Annotated in this window: 15 protein-coding genes and 1 tRNA gene; 7 read left to right on the forward strand and 9 right to left on the reverse strand. The window is 38.2% G+C overall.

Going from position 1 to position 17134, the window contains the following annotated elements; genetic code table 11:
• Positions 1-56 precede the first annotated feature (56 nt).
• From HMPREF9083_RS03030 to HMPREF9083_RS03065, 8 genes are all read right to left on the reverse strand, one after another.
• Positions 57-1385 carry an MATE family efflux transporter gene (locus HMPREF9083_RS03030; protein WP_007555916.1) on the reverse strand — a complete coding sequence of 443 codons (1329 nt, stop codon included), beginning with the start codon at positions 1383-1385 and terminating at the stop codon, positions 57-59.
• 139 nt (positions 1386-1524) lie between these two features.
• Complete coding sequence (locus HMPREF9083_RS03035; protein WP_007555918.1) at positions 1525-2004, reverse strand: dihydrofolate reductase; 480 nt, start codon at positions 2002-2004, stop codon at positions 1525-1527.
• Positions 2001-2792 (reverse strand): thymidylate synthase, encoded by a 792-nt coding sequence (locus tag HMPREF9083_RS03040; RefSeq protein WP_007555919.1) that lies wholly within the window; start codon positions 2790-2792, stop codon positions 2001-2003. The genes HMPREF9083_RS03035 and HMPREF9083_RS03040 overlap by 4 nt, the downstream gene beginning before the upstream one ends.
• Positions 2793-5141, reverse strand: a complete 2349-nt coding sequence (recQ, locus tag HMPREF9083_RS03045; protein WP_007555920.1) for a DNA helicase RecQ — start codon at positions 5139-5141, stop codon at positions 2793-2795. It lies immediately after the preceding gene.
• Between the two features lie 149 nt (positions 5142-5290).
• The gene (locus HMPREF9083_RS03050) at positions 5291-6358 is read right to left on the reverse strand and encodes an ADP-ribosylglycohydrolase family protein (protein ID WP_035062632.1); all 1068 of its coding nucleotides are present in this window, start codon (positions 6356-6358) and stop codon (positions 5291-5293) included.
• Between the two features lie 251 nt (positions 6359-6609).
• A complete protein-coding gene (nrdG, locus tag HMPREF9083_RS03055; protein WP_007554696.1) occupies positions 6610-7164 on the reverse strand; it encodes an anaerobic ribonucleoside-triphosphate reductase activating protein in 555 nt (184 codons plus the stop codon).
• Positions 7165-7211: 47 nt separating this feature from the next.
• A complete protein-coding gene (gene nrdD, locus HMPREF9083_RS03060) occupies positions 7212-9404 on the reverse strand; it encodes an anaerobic ribonucleoside-triphosphate reductase (RefSeq protein WP_007555922.1) in 2193 nt (730 codons plus the stop codon).
• Between the two features lie 337 nt (positions 9405-9741).
• Positions 9742-10176 carry a Dps family protein gene (locus tag HMPREF9083_RS03065; RefSeq protein ID WP_007555923.1) on the reverse strand — a complete coding sequence of 145 codons (435 nt, stop codon included), beginning with the start codon at positions 10174-10176 and terminating at the stop codon, positions 9742-9744.
• Positions 10177-10339: 163 nt separating this feature from the next.
• Here HMPREF9083_RS03065 and HMPREF9083_RS03070 point away from each other — a divergent pair, with 163 nt between their 5' ends.
• From HMPREF9083_RS03070 to HMPREF9083_RS03100, 7 genes are all read left to right on the forward strand, one after another.
• The gene (locus HMPREF9083_RS03070) at positions 10340-11650 is read left to right on the forward strand and encodes a helix-turn-helix domain-containing protein (RefSeq protein ID WP_007555924.1); all 1311 of its coding nucleotides are present in this window, start codon (positions 10340-10342) and stop codon (positions 11648-11650) included.
• Between the two features lie 53 nt (positions 11651-11703).
• On the forward strand, positions 11704-12105 hold the full coding sequence (locus tag HMPREF9083_RS03075) for an OsmC family protein (RefSeq protein ID WP_007555925.1): 402 nt from the start codon (positions 11704-11706) through the stop codon (positions 12103-12105).
• A 70-nt stretch (positions 12106-12175) separates the two neighbouring features.
• Positions 12176-12249, forward strand: a tRNA-Gly gene (locus HMPREF9083_RS03080).
• Between the two features lie 251 nt (positions 12250-12500).
• The gene (locus HMPREF9083_RS03085; protein WP_007555927.1) at positions 12501-13901 is read left to right on the forward strand and encodes an aspartate ammonia-lyase; all 1401 of its coding nucleotides are present in this window, start codon (positions 12501-12503) and stop codon (positions 13899-13901) included.
• A gap of 125 nt (positions 13902-14026) precedes the next feature.
• Positions 14027-15256, forward strand: a complete 1230-nt coding sequence (locus tag HMPREF9083_RS03090; protein ID WP_007555928.1) for a tetratricopeptide repeat protein — start codon at positions 14027-14029, stop codon at positions 15254-15256.
• Between the two features lie 63 nt (positions 15257-15319).
• Positions 15320-16243, forward strand: coding sequence for a hypothetical protein (locus tag HMPREF9083_RS03095; protein ID WP_007555929.1), 924 nt, complete (start codon positions 15320-15322; stop codon positions 16241-16243).
• An 11-nt stretch (positions 16244-16254) separates the two neighbouring features.
• A complete protein-coding gene (locus HMPREF9083_RS03100; RefSeq protein ID WP_007555930.1) occupies positions 16255-16644 on the forward strand; it encodes a hypothetical protein in 390 nt (129 codons plus the stop codon).
• Between the two features lie 67 nt (positions 16645-16711).
• Here HMPREF9083_RS03100 and HMPREF9083_RS03105 read toward each other — a convergent pair whose 3' ends face one another.
• Positions 16712-16933 carry a hypothetical protein gene (locus tag HMPREF9083_RS03105; protein WP_155800589.1) on the reverse strand — a complete coding sequence of 74 codons (222 nt, stop codon included), beginning with the start codon at positions 16931-16933 and terminating at the stop codon, positions 16712-16714.
• Positions 16934-17134: the final 201 nt, after the last annotated feature.

Raw genomic sequence — 17134 nt, forward strand, 5'->3', positions numbered from 1 at the left:
TTAATAAGTATGCGTTGTTTTATTTTTATATTTTTCTGTAAAATTTATATTTTTTTCTATTTCAATTTTTTCAGCGAGCGAAGTATGAATATGAGTGATATGGATATTACCGAAAAGTCAACTATCGAAGATGCCGACCACACTCCTTCTATGCCTATGTACAAAGGCAGTACCAGCACCAGCGGGATAAAGAGCAGCAATTGATCCGCCACTACAAACCATGTTGCGGATTTTCCGTCACCTATTGATTGGAAGTAGGTCATGCCGGTTATCATGACTCCGTTCAATGCGTATGCCGCAAAAAATATTCTGCTGTAATGTACTCCTACACTTGCCAAACTTTCCGATACTCCGAATATGAGAAGTATTTCTTTCGGAAATATCATTATCGGCAGCCAAAATACCGCTGCAAGCAGTGTGGATGCGCCGAGAAATGTGTACATCACTTTTCTTACACGTTCCATTTTTCCTGCACCGTAGTTCGTACCTACTATCGGTTGAAGTCCTTGACTCATTCCCCACAAGGGTATGAATGCAAATCCGTAAACACGAAGTACCGCCGACATAAGTATTCCATGCATATCTCCGCCGTATTGAAATGCCGCTTTGTACAAAAATATTTGTCGTACCATGAAAAGTAGCGACATGAGCATTGCGGAAACTCCGACGGAAAACATTTCTTTCGTTATTTCCGTGTCCGGCAAAAAACTTTTTATTTGTACGATTTCACTTTTTTTCATAAAGTAGTGCAGTGTGAATATCGCCTGTAAAATTTCTGCAAGTACCGTTGCAATTGCAGCGCCTTCGATTGCGTATTCTCCCATATTGAGCATAAATATCGGATCGAAAACGATATTGAATATCGCACCGCCCGCCATAATAATCATTGCACGCCGAATAAGTCCTTCGCCACGCATTACCATGTTTGAGCATTGTGAAAAATTTGCAAATAAAGAACCTATGAAAAGCACACGCAGGTATCTTATACCGTATTCTTTTATTATTCCGGTCGCACCGATCATATCCAAGAAGTATGAACTTACCGAAATTCCGGCAATTGTAATTATAAGTGAAGTGACTGTTGACCAAAAAAGTAGATTTCCCATAATCAAATCTACGGTTTTATAATCTTCTCTGCCCAACGCACGTGAAAGAACTGATGCCGATCCCACTCCTATCAGAGTTGCAATTCCGCTGTTTATCATCAAAAGAGGTACTGCAATACCGCATGCTGTAAGTGCGGCTTCACCTATAATACGTCCGGCAAAAATACCGTCCATAAGAGGATAAAGTCCAATTACAACCATTCCCAAAATTGCCGGCAAAGACAATTTCATCATGAGTTCAAAAGGTGTTTGTGTCAAAATTTCTTCACGTACGGTCATGCTGCACCTCCTTTTCAATATATTAATAGTATCATACAAAAATATGTAAAGTAATATTTTTTATATTTTGTTTTAATTTATAAATAATATTTCCGTTTAAAATTTAAAAAGTACGAATTCATTTTCGTACTTTTTAAATTTATATATTTTTTCTTTTGTACACTACGAACTTGTGCGGAATCGTTTTGTCTTCGCTTTCGATTTCTTTTTCTATTTCCCATTCGTTCATGTCGATATCCGGAAAATATGTATCGCCTTCATATTCTTTTTCAATTTCCGTTATGTAAAGTTTGTCCGCTTTTTCCAAAAACGCTTTATAAATATGTCCGCCGCCGATTACGAAATTTTCGCCTTCCGGCAATGATTTCACGAGAGTTTCCACATCATTGAAAACTTTCACTTCATCTTGCGCTTTGTAATTTTTATCTCTTGTAAGCACGTAATGAGTACGATTGGGAAGTAACTTCGAAAAGCTTTCAAATGTTTTTCTTCCCATTATAATCGGATGACCCGTAGTACATTTTTTGAAATATTTGAGGTCGTCTGAAATGTGCCAAATAAGTTTGTTGTCTTTCCCGATTACTCCGTTTTTAGCTCTTGCGACAATTATAGATATCATACCGACACCGCCATAGGTAGTTTACCGTGATGCTTGTAATTTTCAAGTACGATGTCTTCCGGCTTGAAGTCGTAAAAATTTTTTACGTCTTTATTCAAAACAATTTTCGGTGCTTCATACGCTTCATCAAGTCTTGCAAGTTGCACTTTGAGTGCTTCTACATGATTTTGATAAATATGAGCATTGTTTATTACATGTGTAAAAAGTCCCGCTTTAAGTCCGGACACTTGCGCAATCATATGAGTAAGTGCGGCATATTGAGCCATATTGAAAGGTACACCCAATCCCATATCTCCGCTTCTTTGTACGAGCATGCAGTTGAGTCTGCCGTCACTTGCCACGTCCCACATGGTAAGAAACGCACATGGATAAAGTGCCATTTCCGGTAAATCTTTTACATTCCAAAGATCTACAACCATTCTTCTGCTTTCGGGGTTGTTTTTCAATAAATCGAGCAATGTATCTACCTGCTTGTATTCTTTAAGCTGGTATCCGTATGCTTTTCCGATTGTACCGTCATTGAGCATCCATTCGTCCCAAATATGGCAATTCCATTTTTGAAGTTCACGAACGTCATTGGACTGTTTTTGCCAAATCCAAAGTATTTCCTTTATAGAAGTTTTAAATGCTACAAACTTCGTTGTAAGTATGGGAAATTCCTTTTCAAGGTCAAATTGCATTATTTGATGCGGCAATTTATATGCCGACATTCCTGTACGATTGTTTCCCAAAGAACCGTTTTCCAGTATATTTTTTACAATACCGAGATATTGTTTATCTGCGTTCATTTACTTCCTCACTCTCATATTTACTATATTGCGATAAGCATCTATCGCACGTATTATTTCTTCCTTGTGCTTTCGCTGCTCATCATTCAAATACTTCTCCGGATTTTCATCCGAACAAAAGCATTTTATCAAATCTTCGTCTATTCTGTACAATTCTTTTTTTACATGAATTTTTCTTCCGATGCGTTCCAATACTTTTGTCATATACAACAAAAATGCCTGTTTGTCGGTTTCTGAAAATTCCGTATTTTCAATATTTCCGACCGATTCAATTTCCTTCAAAAAGGTTTTTCCGTACCTTTCGATTTTTCGAGGACCTATCCCTTTTATCTCCGAAAGTTCTTCAAGAGTTTTCGGAGCTTTTTCGGCAATTTCTTCCAAAATTTTATCACTGAATATCAAGTGCGGTTTTATATTTTCTTTTTCGGAAATATTTTTACGAAGTTTGAAAAGTTTTACCGATATTTCATATTTATTTTGTCTTGTCGTTATCTTTCTTTCTTTTGAATCATTTCTCAAATTTTCGGAATTTTTTCCTTCATCGCTTTTTACTTTTTTGTCTTTTACACTTTTTAAAAGCTCGATAAAACGTTTTCCGTATTTTTTTAATTTGAATGCTCCCACGCCTTTTACTTTTGCAAGTTCATCTTCGGTTGTCGGCATTTTTATGAGCATATCCGTAAGTGTAGCATCTGAAAATATTACAAACGGAGGAACTTTTTCTTCGCTTGCTATTTCTCTTCTCAGTTTACGCAATATTTCAAAGAATGCTCCCTTATTTTTTATCTTTACTTTCTTTTCCGTTATCGTATCTTCGATTACGTCACTTGCCGCACTTGCAATCGACATTACTTTCCTTGTTCCGTCAAGTACTTCCTGTGCTTTTTCGGTAAGCTTCAATACCGGATACGGTTCGCCTTCACGTCTTAAATATCCGTCCGCCATGTATCGTGCAAGCATGGATTTTATATGTTTCGCACTTTCAAATGAAAGTCTTCCGTAGGTCGGTACTTTGTCTAGTTTTCGTTCGATAACCGATTTTGAACGACTTCCTTTCAAAATATCCGCTATAACCGACATTCCGAAATGTTCATTTACGATTTTTATCGTACGAAATGCCAATACGGCAATGTCCGTCACGTCCGCTTTTGCACATTCGGTAAGGCATCGGCTGCAATGTCCGCAATTCTCTTTCGGTTTTTCACCGAAGTATTTCAAAATGAAGTTTCGCAAACATTCTCCGGTTTTACAGTAGTCGATCATTGCATGCAATCTTCTGTAATCTTTCTTTTTCCTGTCTTCATCACCGAAACTTTGTTCAATCAAAAATTTCTGTATTCCGCTGTCACGTCCGCTGTAGAGCAATATACATTCGGCATCATCTCCGTCACGTCCTCCGCGTCCGGCTTCCTGATAGTATGCCTCAAGGCTTTTCGGCATTTGGTAATGAATTATGTAGCGTATATTGCTTTTATCTATTCCCATACCGAACGCATTTGTTGCAACCATGATTTGTATTCTGTCGAATGAAAAATCTTCTTGAGCTTTTCTTCTTCCGTCATCGTCCATTCCGGCGTGATACTTTCCGACCGAATAGCCTTGTGCTTTTACATACTCGTATACTTCATCGACCGCCTTGCGTGTCGCACAGTAAATTATTCCGCTTTCTTCTTTGTGTGCGGAAATATACTTACTCAAAAAAGAATATTTGTCTGTATCCGTTATTACCGTAAAAGACAAATTCGGTCTGTCAAGACTCGTCTTGAAAAGTCGTGCATCCGAAAGTCCCAAACTTTCACGCATATCTTTTTCCACGGCTTGTGTTGCGGTTGCCGTAAATGCTGCAATTATCGGTTTTTTTGAAAGCGTATTTATAAAATTACGTATTTTGCGATAACTCGGACGAAAATCATGTCCCCATTGCGATACACAATGCGCCTCGTCCACGACAACCATTGAAATCGGAACTTGCGACAGACAATGTGTGAAGTAAGAGGTTTCGAGTTTTTCCGGCGCCATGTATAAAAGTTTTATATGGCCGCGATATAATTCACGCAAACGTTCTATCGACTCTTCATATGTCACCGTACTGTTTACGTACGAGGCGGAAATGCCTTGTTCGTTCAATGCTTCAACTTGATCTTTCATAAGTGAAATCAAAGGAGAAATAATGACGCTGCCGTAAGGAAACATCAAAGCAGGCACTTGAAAACAAAGTGACTTTCCGGCACCTGTCGGCATGATTGCAAGTACGTCTTTACCGCTTAATATTTCATCTATGACTTCGCCCTGCATGGGACGAAACTCATCATAGCCGAAATATTTTTTCAATATTTGCTCTCGTGTCATATATTCTCCTTTCCACATCTTTTTATTATAGCATTTAAAAAAATATATTTTCCGAAATTCAAAAATATATTCGTATTTAATTTAAAATATAAATTCATACTTTTCAAATAAAAAAAGAGTTGTACTCTTGAAATACAACTCCGTTTTCACTATTTTCTTAATATTCTTTTTTCGCACATATGGCAAAACTTTTCCGCTAAAAGTTCTATGCTTTCTCTTCCTTCGAGCATGTCCGTCCAATAATTCGGTAAAAATTTTTCTCCGTGACGAATACCTTCGAGCGCTCCCGTAATCGATGCCACCGCAGATGAATTTCCGCCATGATTTGCTGCTGCAATAACTGCTTCGAAAGGATCGTCTATGGTCATAAAACAAAATACCGCCATAGCAAGCGCTTCATTCGCTTTTTCTCCGCTGCCGAGTGAATTTATACTGTCGATATAATCCCAAGAACCGCCCTTGCCGGCAGGATGTTTAACGGATTGTTCCTGTGCTGCAGAAAGCAAGGATATAATCGAATCGGAATTTTCAACTTTATTCAAAAATTCATATATAGTTTCCAAAGCTTTCGGAATGGAACTTCCCGAAGCCGAAAGTGAAACCAATGCCGCAAGCGTTCCGGCCGAGAGTACCGCAATATCCGACGAATGTGTCAGATACGAAATTTCAACGGCCTTTTCAAATGCAAGTTCGAAATCGTCCGAATACAAAAGTCCCACGGGTATCGCACGTGTCAAAACGCTTGAACTTTCACTGTCATTCAATTTATGTTTCTTTGTACCTCTTTTGACTGAAGAAAGCGCATTCAGACAATCTTCATCGCCCTCACGTCTTTCATGCATAAATTTTTTATGTATCAAACAGATTTCATGCTCATGTGATTGACGTCGCATCCATGACTTCTGCCCTCTGCGAGGTTCTTCACCGGTTTGTCCATAGTACCAACGCATATAACCTTTATAAACACCTTCGGTGACATCAATTTTCTTTGCATCCGACCATAAAAGTCCGTCAACCGTTGAAAGCATAAGTTGGGTAAGTTCCGTAACCGGTGCGGATTTGCCTATACTCTTTCTTGTGCGAACAAGCAAACGCAATCCGAATTGCCCGAAAATACTCAAAATTTTTTCTTGCGATAAATGTATAAGCGGATACCCGAGTGCATCGCCACACGCTTCACCCAGCAAGGCGCCACGAACTTCTTTCAATTCCAACACAGTATCACTCCTCAATACATTTGCCTTGTAAATAAAAACCTCTGCAAAAAATTTCACAGAAGCTGTTTACCATGAATAAATTTTCTGATATAATGTAAAATTTATGACTACATATATTTTACCACGTTCATAAAAAAAAATAAATAACTCTTAAATTTCATAACTTTAAATTTCAATATTCAAATTTCGGTTTTTATTAAATAAATATCCAATAAAAAACGCAAAGATTTTCAGGTCTTTGCGTTTTGATTTTATATTCTTGCGCTTTTTGAAGTTGCGACTCCGAAGGGGTTCCAAAAACATATTTTCCCTTCTTTCAAAGATTTTTGTACGTCTATCGTTCTTTGATTGGACGATCCTTTGAATACGAGTCTGACATCTTTTTTTTCGAGTATGAATTTCCCGTCTACAAGTATGTCTATATATTTCAAAAGTTCGGGCGTTTCATAGAGTTCTTCCGACATCCAGCCCAAGAGGTCTTTGTCGAAAAGAAAACCGGTAAAACACCACAAATCTTTTTTCGGATACATTTCTTTAAAGCGTCTTACAAGAGGAAGTATGCATTTTTGATTTTCCGGTTCCATCGGTTCGCCGCCCAAGAGTGTGAGTCCTTGGTAGCATTCTTGTCCGAGTTTTTTCAATATATCGTCTTCGACTTCTTTTGTGTACGGTTCACCGTAGTTGAAGTCCCATGTCATTGCATTGAAACAACCTTTGCAATGATGACGGCAACCGGAAACAAACAGACTCAATCTTATTCCCGGTCCGTTTGCTATATCGTATTCCTTAATGCCGCCGTAATTCATATTTCTTCCTCTTGATTTTCAATAATCTTCGCTTCTTGAGTTTTCTTTTATAAATGAAGCACTCTGTCTTTTATCTCCTGAGTTCTTCCCTGATTCCAGAATTGCGTTCCTATGTATCCGCATGTTCTTCTTGCTACCGACATTTTATGCTGATCGTGATTTTTGCAAGACGGACATTCCCAAATCAGTTTTCCGCTGTCATCGGTTATTATTTTTATTTCTCCGTCATATCCGCACATTTCACAGTAGTCGCTCTTTGTATTGAGTTCCGCATACATTATATTTTCATATATGTACTTCATTACGCTGAGAACTGCCGGCAAATTGTTTTGCATATTCGGAACTTCCACATAACTGATTGCACCGCCCGGTGAAAGTTTCTGGAATTCCGATTCGAATTTAAGTTTATTGAATGCATCTATTTTTTCAGCCACATGTACATGGTAACTGTTTGTAATATAGTTTTTGTCGGTTACATGCTTGATTATACCGAAACGTTTCTGCAATGCTTTTGCAAATTTGTATGTTGTCGATTCCATCGGTGTGCCGTAAACGGAGTAACTTATATTTTCTTGAGCTTTCCATTCACTGCATTTGTCATTGAGTTTCTGCATTACCTTGAGTGCAAATTCTCTTCCTTTTTCAGTTGTGTGAGATTCACCTACCATGCGGTAAGACATTTCACAAAGTCCGGCATATCCCAAAGATATTGTGGAATAACCGTTATATAAAAGTTTGTCTATCGTTTCGCCTTTTTTAAGTCTTGCCAATGCTCCGTACTGCCAAAGTATCGGTGCAACGTCCGAAACGGTGCCGAGAAGTCTTTCATGACGACAACGCAATGCGCGATGACAAAGTTCAAGTCGATCTTCGAGTATTTCCCAGAACTTTTTCATATCTCCATTGGAAGAACATGCAACGTCCACGAGGTTTATTGTTACTACCCCTTGGTTAAATCTTCCGTAATACTTACGTGATCCATCCGGATTTCTCTGACTGTCTTCAACTGTCAAGAATGAACGGCATCCCATACATGTATATACATCTCCCTGTTTCATTTCCTTCATTATTTTTGCTGAAATGTAATCGGGAACAAGACGTTTCGCACTGCATTCCGCTGCAATTTTCGTCAAGTAGTAATACTTGGAATTTTCATGTATGTTGTCTTCGTCAAGTACGTAAATAAGCTTGGGGAATGCCGGTGTTACCCATACGCCTTTTTCGTTCTTTACCCCTTGCATACGTTGAACGAGAACTTCTTTTATAATTTTCGCCAAATCATCACGAAGTTGTCCTTCGGGAACTTCATCCAAGTACATGAACATCGTTACAAACGGAGCTTGTCCGTTGCAGGTCATGAGTGTGATAAGTTGGTACTGAATTGTCTGTATACCGCTCTTTATTTCATTATCCAAACGTTTTTCGACAATTTTATTTACTATATCTTCATCATTGCTTTCACCGGTAAGTTCACGTTCTTCGAGAACTTGTTTCTTTATCTTTTTACGGCTTATATCTATAAAAGGTGCCAAGTGCGACAAGGTGAAAGACTGTCCGCCGTACTGGTTACTTGCGACCTGTGCGACAATCTGAGTCGTTACATTGCAAGCCGTAAAGAAACTGTGCGGCTTTTCAATCAAAGTCTGACTGATTACGGTACCGTTCTGAAGCATGTCCTCAAGATTTATCAGATCGCAATTATGCTCACGCTGTGCAAAATAATCCGCATCGTGAAAGTGAATAATACCCTCTTCATGCGCACGAACGATTTCCTCGGGCAAAAGCAATCTCTTTGTCAAATCCTTACTAACTTCACCCGCCATGTAATCACGCTGAGTGGAATTTATTATCGGATTTTTATTTGAATTTTCCTGCTTTACTTCTTCATTGTTCAAATCAATCAAAGAAAGAATTCCGTCATCGGTCGTATTGCTCTTACGTGAAATTTCACGCTTATAACGATAACGCACATACTTCTGTGCCACTTCATATGCACGCATCTCCATAATTCCACGTTCCACCATATCCTGAATATCTTCGACATGAACGGCGTGAGAACATTTATCCGCAAACTTGGCAATAGTTTCCGCAACACCGCAAATCTGATAATGATTCATGCGATGAATTCCGTCCACTTCCTTGTTTGCCTTCTCTATAGCTGCAACAATTTTGGAAATATCAAAAGTAACCTCTTCACCGTTACGCTTTATTACCTTGTTACTTACGACAATATCCTCCATAATGCTCCCCTTTCACGATTTACCGTACTTCTCTATCTTTTCGTTGTTTTAAAATATTCGATATTACTACAAAATATAGCTGTTTATATACATCTCTACACTACATATAGTATAATGCCTTAACTATAATACACTATATAAATGAAAAAAGAAATATAAAAATTGTAAAAAATCTATACCTTTTTTGCATGCAAAGAGATAATTCTCAATATGAAATACCCGAAATACTACATTTACAAATACATTCTCAATATTTAAAAATTTAAAAATTTTTATTTTTTTGCAAAATAAAAAACCGACATCGAATGAAACAATTCGACATCGGCTTTATTATAAATTACTGTTTTACAACCTGTCTGAGCATCCAGATATTCTTGCTGAACTGATTGATAAAGTCATCCATTGTATTTGCAACGAGATCGCATTCAACCTTTTCCGCAGCTCTCTTTACGCTTATGATTTCTTCGAGAAGGTATTTGTAATCCTTCAAAACATGAGTGTAAGCATCTTCGGAACTGATTTCTTCATTTGTCGGTTCTTCAATCTTTGTCAAAGCGAGCCAGCCCTTCATTGTAGCTTCCGGATGAACTTCAATCTGCATCATAAGCTCTGCAACTACATCGGCATTTTCAGCCATTTCATCGTAGTACTTTTCAAGCTGTTCATGATCATCATAGAAATGATAACCCTTTATATACCAGTGGTAATTCTGGAGCTTGTGATACATAACATAAAAATCACTCAACAACTGATTCAATTCTTTTTGCAACATTTTAAAATCCTCCCTTGTTATTACTTCAATAACATTATATAACAAAATACAAGCATATTCAATTTCTTCTATGTTTATGTTATAATAATATTACAAAAAAAGTTTTTTATATAGCAAAATCGTATTACATTTTATAAAAATAGTTCAACAAGAGGTTTTATACATGATTGCAAACAATTTTGTAAAAAATAATTCTTCATCAAATTTTTCAAAAGACAAATCTGCAATTTACTCATCTATTGAAACGATAAATTTACAACCGGGATTGCAGAAACTCTCACACTGGCAAGACGATATGGAAATAATATTCATACTCACCGGTGAAATGGAAATTTTTTGTGGAATGAATGTCACGAAACTCACAAAAGGAGATTCATTCATCGTAAATCCCCAAGTCATGCATCGTGTAGCGCCGCACAAAGGAAACGACTGTCGTTTTCTCCGCCTGTGGATACACCCCGCAATACTTACCGGAAACAATACGATACGTACCAAATTGCTGCTTTCTCTCATGGAAGACAACCGTCGTGACTTTTTCTATATACCTCACGATCATGAACTCGGCGAAAAAGCCGGCAAGATTTTGATGCATATATACGAGTTGAACAGTGTAAAATCCCCCGCATACGAACTTGAAATAATCGGACTCCTACACATATTGCTCTCAAAAGTCTACGCACTTTCTCCGGCCGAAAAAGACAGAAACATAGTACTCGACAATATCAACATGGAATCGCAAAAAAGAATGATTTCATTCATAAATGCAAACTACGGAGAAAAAATAAAATTAAATGAAATAGCGAAAGCCGGAAACGTATCGAGAAGTAAATGCTGTATAATATTTAAAAAATACATGCAACAATCGCCGATAGAATACTTAAACGATTATCGACTTGAAATGAGCTGCATGCTGCTTAGAAAGACAAACGACTCGATACTGGATATTTCATCTACCTGCGGATTTACAACACAAAGTTATTTTACGAAAATGTTTACACAGAAATACAATATAACACCACGTGCATTCAAGCTGAAAGCAAAGAAAGAAGAAGTTGAAATGAAAACACCGCCGATAAAAATAGTTAAAAAGAACGGATATAAGATTGAAGGTATGTTCGACCAAAAAATAATATTCACCACTGACCTTCCGGACGAAAACGGAAACAAACAAGCGCCGACACCGGGACAACTTGCAGTGGCATCAATCGCATGTTGTGCATTATCGGTAATTACACTTGTAACCGGAGAAAAAGGATTGAATATAGACGGAGCCTATGCGGAAACATCGCAAAACTACGACAAAGCACGCAACAGACTGTCAAAAATTTTCATCAAATTCCATCTCCCGTCATCAATACCGGAAAATATACGCATGCAACTTGAAAAAGCCGTAGAAGAACAATGCACGGTATCAAGAAGTTTCAGACCCGACATGCTTCGTGACATGAAATATTTCTACGACATTTCAAATTAAAAGGCAGTTGCGGTAAAATACGTAATATATTATTAATATTCAGGAGGTTTTTTATGGCACTGAAAATCTTAAAAAAATCAGGATATGTAATCGAAACTCTTTTCAACGACAAAGTAATTGCAACGACAGACATACCGGACGAAAACGGAAACAAGAAATCCGCAACTCCGGGCGAACTTGCAACTGCGGCAACGGCATGCTGCGCATTGTCGGTAATAAATATGATCGCAAATGAAAACGGTCACGCAATCGAAGGAGCATATGCGGAAACATCACAAGAATACGACAATAAAAACAACCGCATATCAAAAATTTGCATAGACTTCCACCTTCCTCAATCCACACCGCAAACGCTTCGTGAAAAAATCAAAAATCAAACGGAAGAAGAATGTACGGTATCAAGAAGTTTGAGAGAAGACATAAAGAAAGAATTTTTATTTTTCTACGACATATAAAAAAGGCGGACACTCCGCCTTTTACTCATTGCCAATAAATCGCCGATAAGTTAAAATGATAAAAGAACATGCGGGTGTAGTTCAATGGTAGAACACCGGCTTCCCAAGCCGGATACGTGGGTTCGATTCCCATCATCCGCTCCAATTTATTTTCTACGGAGGTATTCACCTCTTTTTTTATTTTTCTTTTTTTGTACTTGTTTTTGAAATATTCAGAATTCACCGAAAATAATGTATTTATATGTTTTATACAAAATATATAATAATAAACAAAAAGTATACACTATTTTAATTGAATTATCTTTACGTGTTATATATAATTGCACTTCAAACATAATTATGCTATCCTTATACTATCAATAATTATATAAAATAGATTTCCAAAGGAGCTTACAATGCGTAAAGAACATGACTTTTTAGGAGAATTGGAAATTCCGGATAACGCCTATTACGGCGTACAGACATTAAGAGCAAAAGAAAATTTTAAAATTACGGGCGACACGATTGACCACGATTTCATAAAAGCTTTGGCTACCGTAAAAAAGGCTACATTTATTACAAACATGAAAACGGGACGTTTGGATAAAAAAATCGGAACGGCACTTGAACAGGCGGCAGATGAAATTATCGCCGGAAAATTTGCAGATCAATTTTTCTTGGATCCCATTCAAGGCGGTGCGGGAACTTCAATAAATATGAACATGAACGAAGTTCTCAGCAATCGTGCATTGGAAATAATCGGAGAAGAAAAAGGTCGTTACGACATTATTTCTCCGAACAACCACGCCAACATGGCGCAATCGACAAATGACGTATTTCCTACCGCAATCAAAGTATGTATACTTCGTAAAGCGCAAATCATTACAGACGCACTCATACGAATGGCGCAAGCATTCGAAAAGAAAGGTGACGAATTCAAAGACATTGTAAAAATGGGTCGTACACACCTTCAAGATGCGGTGCCGATTACATTGGGACAGGAAATGAACGCATACGCATCGGCAACACGCAGATTTATTTGGCGACTTACGAGATCTCTCGGCGCATTGCAAAATATAAACATGGGCGGTACGGCAATAGGTACCGGCATAAATGCGGAAAAAGAATATCTCAAAGAATATCCTCAAATACTCTCCGACCTTGTCGGATTCCGTTTTGAAACGTCACCGAACTTGATTGACACTACACACAGTACGGACTGCTTTGCAGAAGTATCCTCCGCACTCAAAGTAGGTGCGCTCTCACTCATAAAGATAGCAAACGACATCAGACTCATGGCATCGGGTCCACGCTGCGGATTTCGTGAAATAATACTTCCGGCAAGACAACCCGGCTCTTCAATTATGCCGGGCAAGGTAAACCCCGTAATTGCCGAAGTTTTAAATCAGACCTGCTACCAGGTAATCGGAAACGATCTTACAATTTCACTTTGCGTTGAAAACGGACAACTCGAACTCAACGTAATGGAACCGGTACTTGCATACAACCTCTTCAACTCGTTCCGCTACCTTACCGCAGCAATCGACACATTTACGGAAAAACTCTTGAAAGACCTTCAAGCGGATTCCGAACAATGTCAAAAATGGGTAGACGGAAGCGTCGGAACAATCACCGCACTTCTCCCCCACATCGGATACGAAGAATGCTCGTCAATTGCAAAAGAGGCCTACAAAACAAAAAAACCGGTAAAAGAAATACTCATGGCAAGAAAACTCATGACAAAAGAACGCATGGAAGAAATACTCTCACCATACGAAATGACAAGCCCGGGAATTGCCGGCGGACTGAAAAAATAAATTATCGCAAAACGCTCGAAGCCCCAAGAATTTATAACTTGGGGTTTTTGAATACGAAATCACAAAAATCAAGTATTTGCTATAATACTCGGAAAAATAGTAAAATAAAGAAATGAGGTGATTACATGGACGAAGAGTTGAAAAAAGCGGAAGAACTCTATCTTACAGGACAAATAGACAAATCGTTACCGATATTTGAAAAACTGGCGCAAGACGGCAACGGACGTGCCATGTATTTTCTAGGAGAAATTTACGGAAACGGATACGGAACAACAAAACAAGACTTCAAAAAAGCAACCTTTTGGCGTAAAGAAGGACGCAAAAAAGGAGATATATTCGCAACACTCAACTGTGCATACCCGACAAACACAAAAAAAGTAAACCAATCACTATGCAAAAAATGTCACAAAGACATACTCATGAAAGCATTGGAAGGTGACGTATTTGCACAAAACGAAGTATCCGATCAATTCTTATACGGATTCGGAGTGGAAAAAGATGTCGAATACGGACTCTACTGGCTCAAACAAGCGGCAAAACGAGGATTTTGGAGACCGATATTCAAACTCGGAGAAATGTACATGTCCGGAGAAATGGTAGAAAAAGACGAGAAAAAGGGTCTTGAATACTTAAATCGTGCATTGGAAATGAACATAAAAGAAGCGAAAGCTACACTCGGAATATACTATCTGAACAAAGCAGACCAAGAAGAAAACCTTCACAAAGGCGTAGAATTTATAAATGAAGCAATAGCGGACGGCAACATCGGACTGTCATATGTAAAAGGATTTCTCTGCATCAACGGATACATAGACGATCCGGACGGGACAAAAGCGTTCAAATACATGAAAATCTCCGCCGACAGCGGAAACGTATTCGGTATAAAATACTTGGGCGACTGCTACGAAAACGGAATAGGCACAAAAATAAATCCGGAAAAAGCATTCAAACTTCACAAAAAAGCTGCAACACTGGGACACCCCGATGCAATGTACAAAACCGCAGAATGCCTGCAATCTGGACAAGGCTGCGAAAAAAATATACAAGAATCGATAAACTGGTATAAAAAAGCATACGAAAACCACACATCCGCAGCCGCATACTCACTCGGAATGATTTACTACACGGGCGAAGAAATAATGGAAAACATGGAAACTGCAATAAAATGGTTTATGAAAAGTGCCGAACAAGGATACGTACCGGCAATGTACTACTTGGGACTTTGCTTTGCAAGAGGTGCCGGAGTGGAAAAAGACAAAGACGCAGCACTCTTCTGGCTCTACAAAGCATACTTGGGCGGAGAACATGAAGCAATAAAAAGCATACAAGAATACCTCGGCATAACCATACAATAGATAGTAGAAAAAAGAAGTTATTCACACATTTATACACAATATGTTGACAACTTAGGAGGACAAATGGCAAACATAATTGCTGTAATATGGGACTTCGACAAAACACTGCTTCAAGGATACATGCAAGACCCTATATTCAAACACTATCAAATAGACGGAGATAAATTCTGGGAAGAAGTAAATAACCTTCCGGAAAAATATTGGAAAACGCAAAACGTACACGTAAATCGTGACACCATCTATCTGAACCACTTTCTGCACTATGTAAAAAGCGGAAAATTCAAAGGACTTACAAACGAAAAAATGCGTAAATTCGGAGAAGAACTGGAATTCTATCCGGGACTTCCCGACTTTTTCAAACGTACTGTAGATGAGGTGGAAAACAACCCGAGATACTCCGAATACGACATAAAAGTACAACACTTCGTAGTAAGTACGGGGCTGTTGGAAATAATAAAAGGCTGCAATATATTTCCATACATAAAAGACGCATGGGCATGCGAATTTATAGAAACTACCGATGAAAACGGAGAAAAAACAATCTCGGAAATCGGATACACAATCGACAACACAAGTAAAACACGTGCACTCTTTGAAATAAACAAAGGAGTGGCACACATGAACGAAAAACCCGACAACGAAATAAACGTAAACACGAAAATACCGGAAGCGTCACGCAAAGTCCACTTCAAAAACATGATTTACATAGCGGACGGCCCCAGCGACATACCGGCATTCTCGGTAATAAAACAATTCAACGGATCGACCTTTGCAGTCTATCCGAAAGGAAATGTCGAAGCGATGAACCAAGTGGAACAACTGAGAAGAGAAGGCAGAGTACACATGTATGCGGAAGCCGACTACAGAGAAAACACCACGACAGATCTCTGGATACGACAAAAAATAAAAGCATTGGCGGAACAAATAAGAAACGAAGAAAAAGCAAAACTCACAAAATTTGCAAATCCTCCGCTGAAACATTTATAAAGGATAAAAAAATGGAACAAAATATACTGCTTTTGACACCGCTGTTGGCATGCATCACCGCATACCTTGCATACAGATACGGAAGAAGCGTTCTGCTTTGGTACATGGTAGGAATAATCTCGTTTCCTCTATCTATACTTCTGCTTTTGATACTCGGAAAAACGGAACTCAAAAAGCAACAAGACAAACAAGCTCAGGAAGCAAAAAAAATATTTGAAAAAATGTTCAAAGGAAACTTCGACAACTACAAAGAAAAAACAAATCCCTTTGAAAACGCAAACGAGAAAAACACCTACGAAAATGAAAAAGAAAATAAAGATACAATTCCATGTCCGTACTGCAGAAAACCGATCGACAAAAATTCAAGACTCTGTAAATTCTGCAAAAATCCGATAAATTAACCGTTTTCCACTTACATGCTCACTATTGATTCACAAGCAAGAAGGACTCATAAAGAGTCCTTCTTTTTTATCGGAACTTGTAATTTATCGAAACTTTCCAAGAATTGTAGAGAGGTGTCGATGCGTCCCGACCGTTTATTTTTTTCTTTCCTTTAAGGTTGAAATTGCAGTAAGCCTTCAAGTCGATGTTGTTTGCAAGAGCAGTCTTTCCGTTTGCTTGCCGGAAAGTTGCACCCACTTCGGCATCTTCCACCGCTTTAAGTCCTTCGACTGTGTACCGCCTAAGCAAGTACCCGACTTCATATCGAAGTAACGTACACTCAAATCGAAAACACCGTAATTTACATTTACGCCGTAACGCTCCTAAAAAAATCGAGTTTCCATGTTTCCTCGTTGTCATCGGAGTTTTATGACAAATTAATTTTACCGTATCATTAATAAAAACAAATAAATTATTTCAAAAATATTTCACAAAAAACTGTTATATTTT

The sequence above is a fragment of the Dialister micraerophilus DSM 19965 genome (genome assembly GCF_000194985.1).
Taxonomy (GTDB): domain Bacteria; phylum Bacillota; class Negativicutes; order Veillonellales; family Dialisteraceae; genus Dialister; species Dialister micraerophilus.